The organism is Myxococcus llanfairpwllgwyngyllgogerychwyrndrobwllllantysiliogogogochensis (genome assembly GCF_006636215.1).
Classification (GTDB): Bacteria; Myxococcota; Myxococcia; order Myxococcales; family Myxococcaceae; genus Myxococcus; species Myxococcus llanfairpwllgwyngyllgogerychwyrndrobwllllantysiliogogogochensis.
Genome location: NZ_VIFM01000099.1, coordinates 19594 through 36995, shown reverse-complemented (window position 1 = coordinate 36995; position 17402 = coordinate 19594). Strand labels below are relative to the sequence as shown.

Sequence of the window (17402 nt, the reverse complement as noted above, 5' to 3'; positions counted from 1 at the left end):
TCCCCCGACCCAGCCCTCTCCCGAGCCGACGACGCCTCCCGTGACGCAGGTGCCCACGCCGTCCCCGGAGCCCACCACACCTTCGCCCGTTCCCACGCCCGAGGAGCCAGCCCCACCTCGGTACTCGCGCGAGTGGTACGTCAGCCCGTCGGGCAACGACACCGCCGCCGGCTCGCAAGCCAGTCCGCTGCGCACCATCGCCAAGGCGCTCACCCTGGTGGGCCCCGGTGAAATCATCCGCGTCCAGCAGGGCACCTATGCGGAGAAGCTGGTGCTCGACTCCAATGTCCGCGCCGGCACCACCAGCGCGCCCATCACCCTGCTCGGCGAGGGCAAGCCCAAGCTCGTTCCCACCTCCAGTGGCTGGTACATGGTCCTGGTGCAGCGCCCGAACTGGCGCATCGAGGGTTTCGAGTTCGACGTGAAGAGCCAGCGGCAGATCGCCGTCACCTTCGCCGGAGACACCCAGGGCACGGTGCTCGCCAACAACGACCTGCACCACGGCGCCTTCGGCAGCGGCATCAGCACGGACGCCAGCGCGCGCGGCGTCACCATCGAAAACAACCACATCCATCACTTCGCTCGAGGGTCCGACGACTCACACGGCGTCGTCATCGCCCCCACGTCGAAGGACATCACCGTGCGCGGCAACGACATCCACGACAACTCGGGCGACTCCGTGCAATGCCTCGGGCCCGAGGGCTTCAGCAACGACGCGCCCGCCAGCGGCGTCCTCATCGAAGCCAATCACATGTACGACAACCGTGAGAACGCCGTGGACATCAAGACGTGCCACGACGTCACCGTGCGCGGCAACCGCATGCACGGCTTCACCAAGTCCTCGACGTCACGAGGTGAGGCGGTGGTGGTGCACTACTCCGCGAAGAACGTCGTCCTGGAGGACAACGACATCTCGGACGCCGCGCTGGGCATCGCCGTGGGCGGCAACCGGGTGGGCGCCCCTCCGACCAACATCTCCGTGCGACGCAACCGAGTCCACTCGCTGAAGATGCCCGAGGGCTCCGCCATCCGCATCGAGAACGGCGTCGACGTGCGCGTGCTGCACAACACCGTCACCGGGACGAAGGGCTTCGCGCTGGTGCTCGGACATGGCACCGGCGGCGACTCCACCAACGTGGCGGTGCGAAACAACCTCTTCGCCACGCGCAACGCCGTCAACCTGGGGCCCTACACCTCCGGGCTGGACCTGGCCGCCAACGTGTACCTGCAGGGCGCGAACTTCACGAAGGGCAACTTCTTCATCCCCGAGGACTCCTGGGTGGGTGAGCTGCTGGCCGCGTGGAAGCAGCAAGGCCAGGACGTGAGCTCCGCCGAGTCCGCCAACGCGCTGGTGGACACGAACACCTTCATGCCCGGCACAGGTGCGGTCGACCGGGGCATGGACCTGGGCCTGCCCTTCTGCGGCTCGGCGCCCGACGTCGGCGCGGTGGAGTCCGACTGCCCCTCGGATGCCCAGGCCGCCACCGCGGCGCTCACCGAATAGCGGGGGCGAGAGAGAGGACCTCCCGGCTTGATACGGGGAGGTCCTCTCCCGTGCGCCCCTCGGTCCACGCGCGGCGACAGCTTGCTGTCGATGGACCGCGACTCGTTGGACGTCACGCGCCGAGCAGCTCCCGATGCAGCCTCGCCGTCAGCGGCTTGAGGTGGGGCTTGTCCACGAGCAGCGTGAGCTGGAGCGGTGACGTGTGGGCCGCATGCACCTTCGCGCCGAGTTCCTCCGCCGCCGCCAGGGACTGCCTCAGCGGCGCCCAGTCCGCGTTGAGCCCCACGCCCACGCAGGTGACCGTGCCCAGCTCCTCGCGCCATGACACCGCTCCGTCGAAGCGCGTGGCCAGCTCCTTGCGCAGCGCCTCCGGCCCGTGGATGTCCGCCAGCGGGACCAGGAGGTACGCGTGGGCCGTGCCCCCCGGCAGCCCGTCGAAGCCCAGGGAGCGGCCTCGCACGCCTCGGGCGTCGAGGAACTCCAACAGCTCCGGCAGCGGCACCTGCTCGCCCACCGCCAGCACCGCCAGCTCCGAGTCCGCCGTCACGCCCTTCACCCGACTGTCCGAGGGCGCCGTCAGCTCGCGCACCACCGTGCCGTTGCCCGGGGCATGCGCCGTCCTCGCGAGGATGGCGATGCCGCGCGACTTCGCCCACTCCACCGCCTGCGCGTTGAGCACCTTGGCGCCCGCGCTCGCCAGCTCCTGCATCTCGTCGTAGCTGAGCGACTCCAGCTTGCGCGCATCCGGCACCACGCGCGGGTCCGCGCTGAAGATGCCATCCACGTCGGAGTAGATTTCACACGCCTCCGCCTCCAGCGCCGCGGCCAGCGCCACGGCCGTCGTGTCCGAGCCTCCGCGCCCCAGCGTCGTCACTTCCTTCTTGTAGGAGACGCCCTGGTAGCCGGCGACGATGACGACCTTGCCGCGCGCCAGCTCGTCGTGGATGCGATAGGGCCGCACCTCGACGATGCGCGCCTGTGCGTGTGCGTCGTTGGTGATGATGCCGCTCTGGCTGCCCGTGAAGCTGATGGCCGGCACCTCCATCTCCTGGAGCGCCATGGAGAGCAGCGCCATGGAGATGCGCTCGCCGCACGTCAACAACATGTCCAGCTCGCGCCGGGCGGGGTCCGGGGACACCTGCTTGGCCAGGGCGAGCAGCTCGTCCGTGGTGTCGCCCATGGCACTCACCACCACCACCACCTGGTACCCGGCGTCGCGCTTGTCCTTCACCCTGCGCGCCACCTTGCGAATCTTCTCCACGTCGGCCACCGACGAGCCGCCGTACTTCTGGACCACGATAGGCATGAGCGTCTCACTACCCCTGTTGGGCGTGTCCGGGGAACCACACCGAAGCGCAGTCTTGCAGGAGCCCGGCCAGCGCGGTGAAGCACCCGAGCCGGGAGCCGGGCGTCGCCTTGACACCCCAAGGTCGGCCCCTATAGTCGGCGACGGTCTGCCCGGGCCGTCCGAGAAACACCTCCACGGCCGGCGGCCCAGGGTCGAGCGCGTCTCTCCTGGAGCCTGCCCATGGCGATGATCGAGGTACAGCACCTCACCAAGCGGTATCGCGACCGCGTGGCCATCGACGACCTCACCTTCAGCGTCGAAGAGGGCGAAATCCTCGGCTTCCTCGGGCCCAACGGCGCGGGCAAGTCCACCACGATGAAGATTCTCACCGGCTTCCTCCCGCCTTCGGAGGGAGTCGCCCGCGTGGGAGGCTTCGACGTCTTCACGCACCCGCTGGAGGTGAAGCGCCGCATCGGCTACCTGCCGGAGGCGCCGCCCCTCTATCCGGACATGACGGTGCACGGGTACCTGAAGTTCGTTGCGGCGCTCAAGCGCCTGCCCGCCCGGGAACTCAAGGGCGAAGTCGAGCGGGTGGCCGGCCTCACCGGCGTCACGCACGTGCTCGGCCGCCTCATCCAGAACCTGTCCAAGGGATACAAGCAGCGCGTCGGCATCGCCCAGGCGCTGCTCGGCTCGCCCCAGGTCCTCATCCTCGACGAGCCGACGGAAGGCCTGGACCCCGCGCAGCGCGCGGAGGTGCGCGCGCTCATCAAGAGCCTCGCGGGCAAGCACACCGTCATCCTCTCCACGCACATCCTCCCGGAAGTGACGATGACGTGCGAGAAGGTCCTCATCCTCAACCAAGGGCGCATCGTCGCCTACGACGACCTCCGCAAGCTGGCCGGCTCCCAGGGCACCTCGGAGAGCGCGTCGCTGGAAGAGGTCTTCATCAAGCTGACCGCCGCCTGAGCGCGACGCCCGTCCCCTCCTTCAAGGAACCCCCCGGTCCATGCGCATCGCCCTGGCCATCGCTCGCAAGGAGCTGTCCCTCTTCTTCACCACCCCGTGGGCCTATGGCGTCTTCACGGCGATGGTGGCGCTCTCGTCCTTCTTCTTCGTGAACCTGCTCGCGACGTTCCAGCAGGTGCAGGAGCAGGCACGGGAAGTCACGTGGGCGATGATGCCTCCGGACATGACCGCCTACCGCAACCTCACCGACGGGGTGATGGTGCAGCTGTGGGGCATGGTCATCATCATCACCCTCTTCATCGCGCCCTTCCTCTCCATGCGACTGTTCGCGGAGGAGAAGCGCAACAAGACGTTCGAGCTGCTGATGACCGCGCCGGTGCGACCCATTGAAATCGTCCTGGGCAAATACCTGGGCGGCCTGGGCATCATCTCCGCGACGCTGGGCCTCACGCTCATCTTCCCGCTGGTGCTCTCCGCGTTCGGCCACGCGGATTCCGGCACCGCGCTGGAGTGGCCCACCGTGCTCCTGGGCTACGGCGGCATCCTGCTGTGGGGCGCCACGTGCATGGCGGTGGGCATGTTCATCTCCGCGCTCACGGAGAGCCAGATGCTGGCGGCCTTCCTCACCTTCGCGGTGCTGCTGCCGTGGATGCTGCTGTCCGGCGTGGCGCAGGCCACGGAGGAGCCGCTGCGCTCGGTGCTGACGTACCTGTCCTTCGACGCGCAGTTGCAGAACATGCTCAAGGGCATCCTCGACGTGCAGACGCTCGTGTTCTTCGCCTCCGTCATCGTCTTCTCGCTGCTGCTCACCCACCGCACCGTGGAAGCGCGGCGCTGGGCCTGACATGGCCCGCGCTCACGCGAAAGGGAATCCCCGCACATGAATGCGACCCTCCTCGGTCGATACCTGGGCGCCTTCGGGCTCCTGCTGCTGCTGTCGAGCCCCTTCACCCTCTTCGTCACCTCCGGCAACCCCATTGCCGCGGGCGTGAAGGCGGCTGTGGGCATTGCGCTGCTCGGCGTGTACCTGGCGACGAACCTGAAGCACTTCGGCAAGCTCGCCTCGCACCGCTCGAGCTTCTTCTTCCTGCGCACGGGACTCACCGTGTTCGCCGCCCTGCTCGCGCTGGTGGCGCTCAACTACGTCGCCTTCCAGAAGAGTCCTCGCTGGGATTTGACGAAGGGGCGCATCCACACGCTGGCGCCGCAGACGCTCGCCACGCTGGAGGCCCTGCCGGAGAAGGTCCTCGCCATTGGCTTCGTGCCTCCGACGCACGAGTCCTACGGCCTGTTGGACACGCTGTTCCAGCGCTACCGCGCGCAGGCGCCGGAGCACTTCGAGTACACGTTCAAGGACGCGCGCCGCAGCCCGGACCTGGCCGCGAAGTACCAGCTCAAGGAGGGTCAGGCGAGCGTGGTGTTGGTGCGTGGCGAGGCGCACACGACGCTGCAGGCCGTCTCCGAGCAGGACCTGACCAACGCGCTCATCAAGCTGAACGCGGTGGGCACGCAGCGGGTGTACTTCGTCACCGGCCACGGTGAATGGCCGCTGGCCAAGGACGAAGCGGCCCCGAATGACCCGGGCGCCACCATGTCCGAGCTGCGCAGGCAGCTACTTCAGGAGGGCTATGGCGCAGAGGCCATGTACCTGGCGGGCGCGACGGACGTGCCCCGGGATGCCTCGCTGGTCATCATCGCGGGTGCTCGCGCGCGCTTCACGACGCCGGAGGTGGAGGTGCTGCGCAAGTACCTCGCGGGCGGCGGCAGGCTGCTCTACTTCACGGACGCGGGGTTGGAGGACGGCCTGGGCGGGCTGCTGGCCGAGTACGGCATCCAGCTCGACGAGGGCATCGCCGCCGACGCGCAGTTCAACAGCGGCAATCCCTACGTGGTGCTCTCCCGGTTCTACAGCAACCACGCGATGGTGCTCCCGCTGCGGCAGCGCGGGCTGAACGTGGAGCTGCCCACGCCGCGCAGCCTCACGCTGCTGCGCGAGGGCCTCGCGGAAGGCGTGCGCGTGGAGCCCGTGGTGCACACCTCTCAGTACGGCTGGGTGGAGACGAAGCCGGAAGAGAACGCGGTCCCCTCCGATGGCGAAAAGACGGGCCAGCTCACGCTGGTGGCCGCCATCGTCCGCGACACGAAGAGCGCCGCCAACAAGCGCTTCGACGAGGCGCGACTCGTCGTGATGGGTGACGCGGAGCTGCTGTTGGATCCGAACTGGGGCCATGAGCCCAACCGCAACCTCGTGATGAACGCGCTGGGCTGGGCCTCCAATCAGGTGACCAAGGTCACCCTGCGCCCCCCGGACCGCGAGGTATCGACGCTGGAGCTGGACGCGGACGACATGGACCACATCCGCTTCATCTCCACCGACCTGCTCCCCCTCACCATGATGGGTCTGGGACTGGCCATCTGGCTGACCCGGCGGAACAAGTGAGCGCCACGGGCAAGGGACTCGTGACGGTGGCGGTCCTCGCGCTGGGCGCGGGAGGACTGACCTTGTCCGCGTGCTCCGACGGCACCTCGCGGCGAGGCTCCGAGACCCCGGCGGTGTCAGAGAAACTGTTCGCCCCGCCGTCCGGCGCGACACAGGGGGCGAAGGCCGCCGCGCCCGTGTTCACTCGCATCACCGTGCGGGCCCAGGGCGACACCACGGAGCTGGCGCGCGAGCCGGATGGCGCGTGGCAACTCGTCGCTCCCGTGAAGGCACGCGCGGAGGCCGCCGCGGTGGAGGCCCTGCTGGAGACGCTGGGGAGCACCGCGTCGAGCCCCCTGGTGAACGACGCGCCCACCGACGCCGACCTGGAGAAGTACGGCCTCAAGTCGCCCGTCTTCAGCGTGACAGCGCATGCCTTCCTGCCAGACGCGAGCGGTGGAGGCGAAGACGTCCCGAGCCGCCAGCACACGGTGACGCTGCATGGGGGCGTCGAGAACACCTTCGACGGGTCCGTGTACGTGCGTCGTGACGGGGACTCGAAGGTCTACGCGGCCCAGGGTTCGGTGCGGTGGAGCCTGGACAAGGACACCTTCGCGCTGCGCTCGAAGGAGCTGCTCGGCGGACTGGAAGCGACTGCGCTCGCGTCCATCGAGGTGCGGGCCCAGGAGCGAAGCTACGTGCTGCAGCACGAGACGGGCACGACGAAGTGGCGCCTGACGAAACCCGTGGCCGAGCGCGCGGACGAGGCTCGGGTGGCGACATTGTTGAAAAACTTGAAGGAGCACCGGGCGCTCGCCTTCCCCCCGGACTCCGCGCAGACGCGGAAGAAGCTGGGACTGGAGTCGCCGCTCGTCGATGCGCGCTTCACTCCGCTCTCGGGCGAGCCCGTGCGCATCCGACTCGCCCAGGTGATGGAGGACGGCACTCCGCGCAGCCACGCGCTGCGGGAGCAGGGCCCGGACGCGGTGCTGGCCGAGGTGTCGGACGGCGCGCTCACGGTGCTCGACGTGGACGTCCACGAATTGAAGGACAAGCACGTGCTGAGCTTCCGGCGCGAGGACGTGCGACGCGTGGTGTTCCACCCTGGCGGAGGCGCGGCCCCCATCATCCTGGTCAACGCCTCGGAGACGGATGGCGGCACGGAGTCGTGGCGGGTGGAGTCACCGAAGCAAGGCAAGGCCCAGCACTTCCGCGTCGTCTCCCTGCTGCGCGCACTGGGCGCACTGAAGGCCACGAGCTTCGGAGACGCAAAGCCACGAAGCTGGGCGAAGTACGGCATCGACGAGGCCTCACGCGGCGCGGTGCTGCTGGGCGCGGATGGACGCGAGCTGGCGCGACTGTGGCTGGGCGGCGACGTGCCCGACTCGTCGGGCTTGAGCTACGTGCGGGGTTCGGGGCCCGAGGTGATGGAGGTCTCCATCGAAGGACTCGTGCTGCCGGTGCGGGCTGAAGACCTGATGGAAGGCGCCCCCGCACCGGAGCCCACGGAAGCACGCGGTCCGTGAGGATGAGCCCGCGCCTGCTGTGACAATTCACGACCCTCCGTAGGTGACGCGACGCGGTGCCGCGTTTGACGCGCCACCCGTGCGCATTCGCGTGGGCCCTCCCTCTGAAGATTGTGAAAGGGCCTGACATTCTCTGGCAGTGCTTTGTGCTTTCCTCCCTGGCCGCCACTCCCTACCTTCCAAGGCACACTCGCAGACGTTTCGCGGAGGCTGGGTCATGATGAGCACGGCGGAAAACCCTCTTGGACTGAATGGCTTCGAGTTCGTGGAGTTCACGAGCCCCGCCCCCGAGGCAATGGTGAAGCTGGTGGAGATGCTGGGGTTCACCGCCTTCTCCAAGCACCCGAGCAAGGACCTGGTTCGCTACAAGCAGGGTGATATCAACCTGCTCATCAGCCGGGAGACCACGGGCCAGGCCGCCGAGTTCCGCGCCGCCCACGGCCCGTCCGCCAACGCGATGGCCTTCCGCGTGGCCAATGCCCGCACCGCTTACGAGATGGCGCTGGAGCGCGGCGCCATCCCGGCCGACCCCGCCGCCAGCTCCCTGGGCGAGGGCTTCTATGTCCTCCAGGGCATCGGTGGCAGCCTGCTGTATCTCATCGACCGACACGGTCAGAGCGGCACCATCTACGACTCCTGGGTGCAGATTCCCGGCGCCGTCGAGGCCGAGGCCCGCAACAGCGTGGGCCTGGAGTCGCTGGACCACCTGACGCACAACGTGCGCCGGGGTGAGATGCGGACGTGGTCGTCGTTCTACAACCGCATCTTCGGCTTCACCGAGCAGAAGTACTTCGACATCAAGGGCCAGGCCACGGGCCTGTTCAGCCAGGCGATGATTGCGCCGGACCGCGCCATCCGGATTCCGCTCAACGAGAGCCAGGACGAGAAGTCGCAGATCGAGGAGTTCATCCGCGAGTACAAGGGCGAGGGCATCCAGCACCTGGCCCTGGCCACGCAGGACATCTACAGCACCGTCGAGAAGCTGCGCGCTCGCGGCGTGGATCTCCAGGACACCATCGAGACCTACTACGACCTGGTCGACTCGCGCGTCCCCAACCACGGCGAGGACCTGGAGCGCATGCGGAAGAACCGCATCCTCATCGACGGCAATCAGCAGGAAGGCCTGCTGCTGCAGATCTTCACCGAGAACCTGTTCGGGCCCATCTTCTTCGAGATCATCCAGCGCAAGGGCAACGAGGGCTTCGGCAACGGCAACTTCCAGGCGCTGTTCGAGTCCATCGAGCTGGATCAGATCCGCCGCGGCGTCATCAAGGTCGACAAGTCCCGGAAGTAGTCTCGGGCCCGACTTCGGAGGAGCGACACGGTGACTCTCGAGAATCGAACCGCGGTACCTCCGAAGAGCGGGCTCCGACAGGCGCCCGGTGACTATCTCTCCGGCTTTGGCAATGAATTCGCCACGGAGGCCGTCCCGGGTGCCCTGCCCGTGGGGCGCAACTCACCGCAGCGCGCCCCGTTCGGGCTCTACGCGGAGCAGCTCTCCGGCACGGCCTTCACGGTGGCGCGCCGGGAGAACAAGCGCTCGTGGCTGTATCGGCTGCGGCCCAGCGCCAACCATCCCGCGTACAAGGTCCATCCCCAGGGCCTGTTGCGCGGTGGCCCGTTCGACGAGGTCCCGCCCACGCCCAACCGCCTGCGCTGGAGTCCCCAGCCGGCGCCGACCGCGCCCACCGACTTCGTCGAGGGACTGGTCACCTACGCGGGCAATGGAGATCCAGGCACGGGGGCGGGCATCGCCATCCACCTGTACCTCGCCAACCGGTCGATGACGGACAAGGTGTTCTACGACGCCGACGGCGAGCTGCTCATCGTTCCGCAGGCCGGGCGGCTGACGCTCGTGACGGAGCTGGGCGTGCTGGACCTGCGGCCCGGCGAGATGGGCGTGGTGCCCCGGGGCGTGCGCTTCCGGGCGGAGCTGCCCGAAGGGCCGGTGTCGGGCTACATCTGTGAGAACCACGGCGCCCTCTTCCGCCTGCCAGACCTGGGGCCCATCGGCTCCAACGGGCTGGCGAACGCGCGCGACTTCCTGACGCCCGTGGCCGCCTTCGAGGACGTGGACCGCCCGACGCTGGTCGTCCAGAAGTTCCAGGGGCGCCTGTGGGCGTCCCAGTTCGACCACTCCCCGCTCGACGTGGTGGCGTGGCACGGGAATCTGGCGCCGTACAAGTATGACCTGTCGCGGTTCAACACCATCGGCACGGTGAGCTACGACCATCCGGACCCGTCCATCTTCACGGTGCTGACCTCGCCCAGCGAGTCACCGGGCACGGCCAACTGCGACTTCGTCATCTTCCCGCCCCGGTGGATGGTGGCGGAGAACACGTTCCGGCCGCCGTGGTTCCACCGCAACGTGATGAGCGAGTTCATGGGGCTGGTGCAGGGTGTCTATGACGCGAAGGCCGGAGGCTTTGCTCCGGGCGGTGCGTCGCTGCACAACTGCATGAGCGGCCATGGTCCGGACCGGGCGAGCTACGAGCAGGCCCTCCGCGCGGAACTGAAGCCACACAAGATTCAGGACACGCTCGCGTTCATGTTCGAGTCCCGGTGGACCATCCGCCCCACGCGCTTCGCGGTGGAGACGCCGGCGATGCAGCTGGACTACGACGACTGCTGGGCCGGGTTCGAGAAGGCCCGACTGCCTTGAGCCTGCCTCCAAGGCAGCGCGTCTGGACGACGCCCTCCGACGTCGAGCTCTGCCCGGTGGACTCGCTGGAGGACCCGGGCTCGCGCAACATCGTGCTCCAGATTGGCGAGGCGTTCTTCCACGGCTTCCTCGTGCGCAAGGGCACCCAGGTCCACGGTTATGTGGACCGGTGCCCCCACGCCGGGCTCCCGCTGGCGCGCGTGTTGGACCGCTACCTGACGCCGGACAAGCAGCTCATCGTCTGCGCGTGGCACGGCGCCCTGTTCCAACCCGACGACGGGAAGTGCGTCGGCGGTCCGTGCAGCGGAGCGTCGCTGACGTCCTGGCCCGTGAAGGTGGAAGCCGGGATGGTCGTCACCGCCTGAGTCCGGCTCACACTTCGAGCAGCACGTAGCGTTGGTCGGGCGTGTGCCGCGCCAGCAAGGGCATGGCCACGTTGAAGACGGGGATGCCGTTCTTCGTTTTCCCCTGGAGCGCGCCGTGGTGCGCGTGTCCGTGGAACACCGCCTCCGCGCCGTAGTGGTCAATGGGCATCGCCAGCCGGCTCGTCCCGAGGAAGGGGCGGATCTCGATGTTCTCCCCCTCCAGCGTCTCCGGGATGGGGGAGTAATGCATGATGATGATCTTCCTCGGCGTGTCGAGGTGGCTCAGCGCCGCCTCCAGCTTCAGCGACTCCGTCACCGCCTCCTGCACGAAGCCCTTGGTCTGCGCCTCGCCGAAGGCCTGCAGCGTCGCGTTGCCATAGCCGCCGCCAAAGCCCTTCACGCCAGCCACGCCGAGCACCTTCTCGAAGATGAAGTGGTCCCCATCGAGGATGTGGATGCCCACCTTCGCGAGCTCCGCGCAGATGTCCTTCACCTGGCCGTGCTCGTAGTCGTGATTGCCGAGCACCGCCGCGCACGGCACCCGCAGCGCGGACAGCTCCTCGGCGAGCACCTTGCCCTCCTCGAGCATGCCGCGGTCCGTGAGGTCCCCACACAGCACCAGCAGGTCCGCCGTGGCGTTCACCTGCTTGACGAGGTGGCGAAAGCGTCCGTGCTGGTCCTCCCGGCAGTGCAGGTCACCGACTGCCGCCAATCGAATTTTCGAGCTCGGATCCCTCGCCACGCTCGCCCCCCTGCTGTCGTTCGTTTTCGTCCCAGGCCCGCCCGTCCCTGAACCCCCAGTGGTGGATGTCCACGTGGTAGTTCACCTTGGAGACGAGGTTGCCGCGACACAGCTTCTCCTCCCAGCGCCCCTCGCGGATGCTGTCCAGCGTGCGGCGCATCAGCTCCGCCATCACCCACTCCGGCACCAGGTCTCTCTCCGAGGGATAGGCGAAGCGGAACATCATCAGGTGACTGAGCAGCACCTCCCAGTACCGGTCGAACCGGCGCATCAGCCGGTCCCAGTCCATGACGTGGCCCGCCTTGAGGATGAGGTGGTTGACGTCCGCGCCGTCGTAGCGCTCGCGCTCGACGACGAAGGCCTTGGACCAGATCATCTCCTCGGCGGGCGCCACCAGACACTCGTGTCCGAAGACGGTGGCCGTCTTGGCGTATTGGAACCACTCGTCGTCGACCACCGCCACGCCGTTGCCGGACGAGAAGATGAAGTCGACGAAGTAGTCACCCTTGAAGGCCTTGTAGAGCCACACCTCGTCGGTGCGCTCGGTGCGCCAGCCGTCCTTCTCCAGCACCTGGAGCGCCCGGAGCGCGTCCGCCTTGCGGGGGAACAGGTCCAGGTCCTTCGTGTCCCGGTAGATGCCGGTATAGGTGGCGTATGCGTACGCGCCTCCCACCACGAAGGGCACCCCCGCGTCGCGCAACAGCCCCACGGCCCGTGCGCGGGCGTTGATTTCATCCGCCGTGCGCTCCCGTTCCGCGAGCGACGCGTCCGTGCCCATCTCCCCGGGATGGTTGGGGTGTCGTTTTTCCATGGGCGAAAGGTAGGGACGGTGCATTTCCGCCGTCCGAAGGCCGGGTGAAGTCGCCCGAGGGGCGTCCGAGCGACCTCCAACCCCCTGGAATCCCAGCGCATTTCAGAACCAGACAGGCGTGCTTTCTGTTTTTCGGCAGGGCTGTGTCCATTGAGGCGAACACGCTGCTGCACGGCCCGCCGGGGGCCATCCGAAAGGTAGAAGGACCATGCTGCGCAAGAGCCTGCTGTGCGCCTCCCTGTTGCTCGCCGGTTGCGATCCTGACTCGAAGCAGGACGCCGATTCGTTCCGCGAGGGACTTCCCTCCAAGCAGATGGTGGAAGTGGCCTCGCCCGGCCCGGACGGTCAGGGACTGACCGCGGCCTCCGCCGAGAACCAGACGTCGGAGTACTACGTGCTCACCGTGGCCGCCGCCGCGAGCATCAACGGTGGGACGCTGGGAGTGCTCGGCCTCATCGAGGCCATCGTCAAGCACCCGCCGTCCTCCATCCAGGGCGACGTCGCGGTGTGGGGTCCGCACACGGAGGCCCTGAGCCCCATCACCTGGAAGCTGACCGTCACGCGCACCGATGACGACACCTACGGGTGGGTGCTGGCGGCCAAGGCGAAGATCGAGCCCGACACGAACTTCAAGACGGTGCTGGCCGGCTCGCACACGGCGGCGGTCGATGATGATGGCGAGCGCCGCTCCGGCTATGGCTCCGGACAGTTCCTCATCGACTGGGAGAAGAACAACTCCCTGCCTGGCAACGAGGGCGAGACGGGCGTGGCGACGATGGAGATTCGCTACGCGCGCACGGCCCCGAACGCGGTGGCCTCCGTGGAGGCGGACTTCCAGGTGGATGCCGGCGGAGGCACCCTGGCGAGCGCGAACTATCGCTTCAAGCAGGCCCCGGGCACCGGCGGCGAGCTGGACTACGTCGTGAAGCAGAACATCGACGTGGACCCGACGCGCTCGAAGCTGGAGAAGCTGTCCATCAAGAGCCGCTGGGAGCGCACGGGCCTCGGTCGCTCGGACATCAAGCTGTCGGGCGGAGACCTGTTCGGCGAGGCCACCATCAACGAGTGCTGGGACAGCAACTTCCGCAGCGCCTACCACGCGGTCAGCTACAACCCGGCCATCGGCTACGGGACGGTGAGCGCCTGCGGCAGCTTCAGCACGGCGGTCTACTCCACGCTGTGAGCCGGCTCGCGGTAGTCTGCGGCGCGTGACAGGAACGCGCCAGCCGGCCCTCAGGGTCATCCAGGGGGGTCCCCAGCAGGACCGGCGGGACTTCCTGCGCGACCTGTACACGAGGTACGGCGGCAGCGTGATGGGACGCTGCCGCTACCTGTTGAAGGACGCGGCGAGGGCGGAGGACGCGATGCACGACGTGTTCGCCCGAGCGCTTGCCCACGCGGACGACTTCCGCGCGGATGCCTCGCCGCTGACGTGGTTGATGAAGATCGCCACGCACCACTGTCTCAACCAGCTCCGCTCGGAGCGGGCGGGCTGGAGGCAGTGGTTCGAGCGGGACGCGGCCGCGCGCCCGGAAGCCCACGGGGGTCCGGGAGAGATGGAGACGCGGGACCTGGTGCGCCGGCTGCTGTCCCGGGTGGATGCGGAGACGCAGGCGGCGGTGGTGCACTACCACGTGGATGGGATGACGTTGGAAGAGGTGGCGGCGTTGCTGGGGCGCTCGGTGCCCACGATTCGCAAGCGGCTGGAGCACTTCGCCGCGCTGGGTGGAGAGGAGCTGAGGGTTCGATGAGCGCGCACGAGTCGGAGTGGACACTGCGACGCCTGAGGGCCGGTGAGCTGGGCTCGCCCGAGGCCACCCGCGCGCGCGCCCACGCGGCGAGCTGCGACACGTGTGGCGCAGTGCTGCGCGGCCTCGAGTCGAACCAGGCCCGCTTCGAAGCAGAGCTTCCCTTCGAGCGCTTCGAGCTGGGAGTGCAGCGCGCGTTGGAGCGACAGCAGCGGCGTGACGCGCTGAAGCCCTCCCCCCGGCGCTGGCTCGCTCCGACGGTGGCGCTGGCCGCGTCGGTGCTGATGGTGGTGCTGGCCCGGCCGCTGCTGAATCAGGGTCCGGGTTGGGACCGGAGCAAGGGCGGCGCGAACATCGCGGAGCTGCGCATCGGCGGAGGTCCCGGGCCCCAGCGCGAGGTGAAGCCGGAGGCTCCCGAGGCCCTGGAACCGGGTGAGCGGGTGATGCTGGGCTACAAGGCGGGCACCCACCGCTACGTGGCCGCCGTGTCCGTGGATGCCATCGGCGAGGTGACGACGCTGCATCCGGAGTCCGGCGCGAGCGCCCCCGTGGAGTCCGGCGAGGACCTGCACTGGCTGCAAGGAAGCTGGGAGTTCACCGGCTCTGGAGCCGAGCGCGTGGTGCTGGTGCTCGGGGATGAACCGTTCACGGTGGAGTCGGTGGTGGAGGCGACCCGTCGTGCGTTCACGGCGGCGAACGGCGAGGTGGAGCGGATGTCCCAGCTCGACGTGCCGGGTGCGCAGACGCACTGGGTGCTGTTCAAGCCATGAGCCCTCCCCTGCTTCCTTCCTGGCGCGCGTTGGCCGCCCTCCTCGTGCTCGGGGCCTCGGCCGCGCATGCGGACAGCCTGCGCCGCTTCGCGCTGGTGGCGGGCAACGACGAGGGCGGCGACGAGACGCGGCCCCTGCGCTTCGCACAGGACGACGCGCGGAAGATGCACGGCCTGCTGGCGCGCCTGGGCGGTGTCGCTCCCGGCGACGCGATGCTGCTGCTCAACGAGTCCTCGAAGGACTTCCTCGCGGCGCTGACGCAGTTGGAGACCCGGGCGAAGGAGGCTCGGGCGCGAGGTGAGCGCACGGCGCTGCTCGTCTACTACTCCGGCCACGCGAAGGACGGCACGCTGCGCCTGGGCAACACGCGGCTGGGCTTCGAAGACCTCAAGCAGCGGCTGTCGAACGCGCCCGCGGATATCCGCATCGCGATTCTCGACTCGTGCCGCTCTGGCGCGCTGACGCGCACCAAGGGCGCGCGACGGGCACCGGCCTTCGAAATCGAGTCCGGCGCGGCGCGCGATGCGCGGGGACTGGTCATCCTCACCTCCAGTTCGGCGGACGAGGACTCGCAGGAGTCGGACGCGCTGCGCGGCAGCTACTTCTCGCACCACCTGGCCAGTGGCCTGCTCGGGGACGCGGACCGCAGCGGTGACGGACGCGTGACGCTGTTCGAGGCGTACTCGCATGCCTACGCCCGCACCGTGGCGGACACGGCGGCCAGCAGCGGGGGCGCTCAGCATCCGACGTTCAGCTACGACCTCGCCGGCAACGGGGACCTGGTGCTGACGGACCTGCGCGCGGGAGGCGACGGGCTGGTGGTGCCAGGACTCGCGCCCGCGGGCATGTATTACTTCGTGGACCCGGGCGGCATGGTGGTGGCGGAGCTGGACAAGACGCCCGACGTGGAGCGCCGCGTGGCGCTCGCGCCCGGCACGTACCGCGTGAAGCGAAGGCTGTCGGACCGGCTGCGCATCGGCGAAGTGGAAGTGTCCCGGGGACGGCAGGTGGTGCTGGAAGAGTCGCGGCTGCGAGACGCGCCGTTCTCGGACGACCCGGTGAAGGGCGCGGCGCCGGAGGGCGGGGCGTGGTGGACGGTGGGCGTGTCCGGTGGCGTGCAGTCCTTCTTCGACGCACCCACGCGCCAGTCGCTGTTCCTCTCGGTGGGCATGCTGGGCGCGGAGGCGCAGCTTCACGACTACTTCCGCCGCGACTGGGTGTGGGGCGTGGATGTGGCGGTGGGCGGGAAACAGGCGCTGCTGGCGTTGCCGACCCTGAGTGGACCGCCCTACAAGTACTCGGTGACGAGCCTGGGCACGACGCTCACGTCCGAGTGGCCGCGAGGCACCGTGGCGCCCTTCGTGGGCGCGCGCATGGCGTATCTGGTGATGCGCCGCGACTTCGAGGAAGCGACGTACCCGGACCAGAAGTACGCGATGTTCTCCCCGGGCCTGGTGGCGGGCCTGCGGTGGCAACCCCTGCGGCGCCTGCACGTGACGGGACGCGCGCGGCTCCACTACCTCCTCTACACCGTGGATGAGCAACGCTCGCTGGGCTTCTGGGAGCTGGGCGCGCTCGTCACGTATCAGCCTTGAGGGAGCGTTCGATGCGACACCTGGTGCCCATCTGTCTGTGTCTGGCCCTGGCCGCATGTGGCGGCGACTTCTCCAATGACGACCTGGAGTTCCTCAACGCCTTCCCCCGGCGCGAGGACCTGACGGCGTCGATGCCGGGGAAGACCCAAGGCGAAGCCTGGGGCGCACGTGTGGCCAGCAAGTCCGCGCAGCAGGCGGGACGGTTGGGGGACTCGTCGGGCATCGTCGGCGACACGGACAAGACGGGCCTGCGCTTCAACGAAGCGGTGGACGGAATCCTCTCCTCGCTGGAGGCCATCCAGCAGTACACGCCCACGAAGCGAGAGCCGAACCGTCGGGTGTGGGGGCCCATCCCGGGGCGCAACGACATGAGGTTCGACACGCGCTTCGTGATGACGCGTGAAGGAGAGCGGTTCGACTACCAGCTCCAGTACCGGGACATCGGTGAAGGCGAGGACGCGTGGTGGAGCTTCATGTCGGGCTCCTTCCAGGCCAATGGCGGCGTCCGCAAGGGAGAGGGCAGCCTCATCATGGACCTGAAGCGGGCCCGGGAAGAGCGCTTCCTGGACATCCCCTTCCTGGACCGCGAGGAGATCCACTACCAGACGCGGAAGCTCCCCACGCGGGTGGAGCTGGTATTCGTCAGCAACGTGCCCACCCTGCTGCCTTCGCGCTACATCTACCGCGAGGCGGAGGGGGACCTGGCGGAGATGACCTTCCAGATCCTCGACACCGACTTCGTCCAGGGCGGGCTGCGCGAAGACGTGGCGCTCACCACGCGCTGGGCGCCGGACGGGCGGGGGACGGGCATCCTGGAGATCATCAAGGGCGACATCCTGGGCGCCAAATACACCGAGTGCTGGGACGCGCAGGGCCGCGTGACGTTCATCTCCCGGAGCTGGGACTTCCTCAACCCCACCGAGGGCCTGCGCAGCTCCTGCCCGGACATGTCCGCGCTGGACCGGTAACCGGCCAACCCTCCGAGCGGAAGCGCGCGGGACAC

General features: G+C 68.5%; 16 protein-coding genes. 13 read left to right on the top strand and 3 right to left on the bottom strand.

Features of this window, described 5'->3' with window-relative positions; genetic code table 11:
- Positions 1 to 1504, top strand: a 1504-nt coding sequence (locus FJV41_RS23805) for a right-handed parallel beta-helix repeat-containing protein (protein ID WP_141644827.1), incomplete at its 5' end; no start/stop codon positions are given.
- 112 nt (positions 1505 to 1616) lie between these two features.
- On the opposite strand, the gene FJV41_RS23800 is transcribed toward FJV41_RS23805, so the two are convergent.
- On the bottom strand, positions 1617 to 2810 hold the full coding sequence (locus FJV41_RS23800; protein ID WP_141644826.1) for an aspartate kinase: 1194 nt from the start codon (positions 2808 to 2810) through the stop codon (positions 1617 to 1619).
- Between the two features lie 228 nt (positions 2811 to 3038).
- On the opposite strand from FJV41_RS23800, the gene FJV41_RS23795 reads away from it, so the two are divergent.
- From FJV41_RS23795 to FJV41_RS23765, 7 genes are all read left to right on the top strand, one after another.
- Positions 3039 to 3761 carry an ABC transporter ATP-binding protein gene (locus FJV41_RS23795; RefSeq protein WP_141644831.1) on the top strand — a complete coding sequence of 241 codons (723 nt, stop codon included), beginning with the start codon at positions 3039 to 3041 and terminating at the stop codon, positions 3759 to 3761.
- 40 nt (positions 3762 to 3801) lie between these two features.
- Positions 3802 to 4605, top strand: a complete 804-nt coding sequence (locus tag FJV41_RS23790) for an ABC transporter permease (RefSeq protein ID WP_141644825.1) — start codon at positions 3802 to 3804, stop codon at positions 4603 to 4605.
- 36 nt (positions 4606 to 4641) lie between these two features.
- On the top strand, positions 4642 to 6201 hold the full coding sequence (locus FJV41_RS23785) for a GldG family protein (RefSeq protein ID WP_141644824.1): 1560 nt from the start codon (positions 4642 to 4644) through the stop codon (positions 6199 to 6201).
- The gene (locus FJV41_RS23780) at positions 6198 to 7706 is read left to right on the top strand and encodes a DUF4340 domain-containing protein (protein WP_141644823.1); all 1509 of its coding nucleotides are present in this window, start codon (positions 6198 to 6200) and stop codon (positions 7704 to 7706) included. The genes FJV41_RS23785 and FJV41_RS23780 overlap by 4 nt, the downstream gene beginning before the upstream one ends.
- Before the next feature lie 217 nt (positions 7707 to 7923).
- Positions 7924 to 9000, top strand: a complete 1077-nt coding sequence (hppD, locus tag FJV41_RS23775) for a 4-hydroxyphenylpyruvate dioxygenase (RefSeq protein ID WP_141644822.1) — start codon at positions 7924 to 7926, stop codon at positions 8998 to 9000.
- Between the two features lie 30 nt (positions 9001 to 9030).
- Positions 9031 to 10368 carry a homogentisate 1,2-dioxygenase gene (gene hmgA / locus FJV41_RS23770; RefSeq protein ID WP_141644821.1) on the top strand — a complete coding sequence of 446 codons (1338 nt, stop codon included), beginning with the start codon at positions 9031 to 9033 and terminating at the stop codon, positions 10366 to 10368.
- Positions 10365 to 10733: a Rieske (2Fe-2S) protein gene (locus FJV41_RS23765; RefSeq protein ID WP_141644820.1), complete on the top strand. Its 369-nt coding sequence runs from the start codon at positions 10365 to 10367 to the stop codon at positions 10731 to 10733. The genes hmgA and FJV41_RS23765 overlap by 4 nt, the downstream gene beginning before the upstream one ends.
- Before the next feature lie 7 nt (positions 10734 to 10740).
- Here FJV41_RS23765 and FJV41_RS23760 read toward each other — a convergent pair whose 3' ends face one another.
- Entirely contained in the window at positions 10741 to 11445 is a 705-nt protein-coding gene (locus tag FJV41_RS23760) for a metallophosphoesterase family protein (protein WP_141644819.1), read from the bottom strand.
- A complete protein-coding gene (locus tag FJV41_RS23755) occupies positions 11429 to 12253 on the bottom strand; it encodes a nucleotidyltransferase (protein ID WP_174485930.1) in 825 nt (274 codons plus the stop codon). The genes FJV41_RS23760 and FJV41_RS23755 overlap by 17 nt, the downstream gene beginning before the upstream one ends.
- A gap of 241 nt (positions 12254 to 12494) precedes the next feature.
- Between FJV41_RS23755 and FJV41_RS23750 the strand changes: the two genes are divergently transcribed.
- Genes FJV41_RS23750 through FJV41_RS23730 form a run of 5 tightly spaced genes read left to right on the top strand, consistent with a single transcriptional unit; the run spans position 12495 to position 17367 of the window.
- Positions 12495 to 13469, top strand: coding sequence for a hypothetical protein (locus FJV41_RS23750; protein ID WP_141644817.1), 975 nt, complete (start codon positions 12495 to 12497; stop codon positions 13467 to 13469).
- Between the two features lie 25 nt (positions 13470 to 13494).
- A complete protein-coding gene (locus FJV41_RS23745) occupies positions 13495 to 14037 on the top strand; it encodes an RNA polymerase sigma factor (protein WP_141644816.1) in 543 nt (180 codons plus the stop codon).
- Entirely contained in the window at positions 14034 to 14804 is a 771-nt protein-coding gene (locus tag FJV41_RS23740; protein ID WP_141644815.1) for an ACP synthase, read from the top strand. Before FJV41_RS23745 ends, FJV41_RS23740 begins: the two co-directional genes overlap by 4 nt.
- Positions 14801 to 16399, top strand: a complete 1599-nt coding sequence (locus FJV41_RS23735; protein ID WP_141644814.1) for a caspase family protein — start codon at positions 14801 to 14803, stop codon at positions 16397 to 16399. Before FJV41_RS23740 ends, FJV41_RS23735 begins: the two co-directional genes overlap by 4 nt.
- A gap of 11 nt (positions 16400 to 16410) precedes the next feature.
- Positions 16411 to 17367 (top strand): hypothetical protein, encoded by a 957-nt coding sequence (locus FJV41_RS23730; RefSeq protein ID WP_181790875.1) that lies wholly within the window; start codon positions 16411 to 16413, stop codon positions 17365 to 17367.
- Positions 17368 to 17402: the final 35 nt, after the last annotated feature.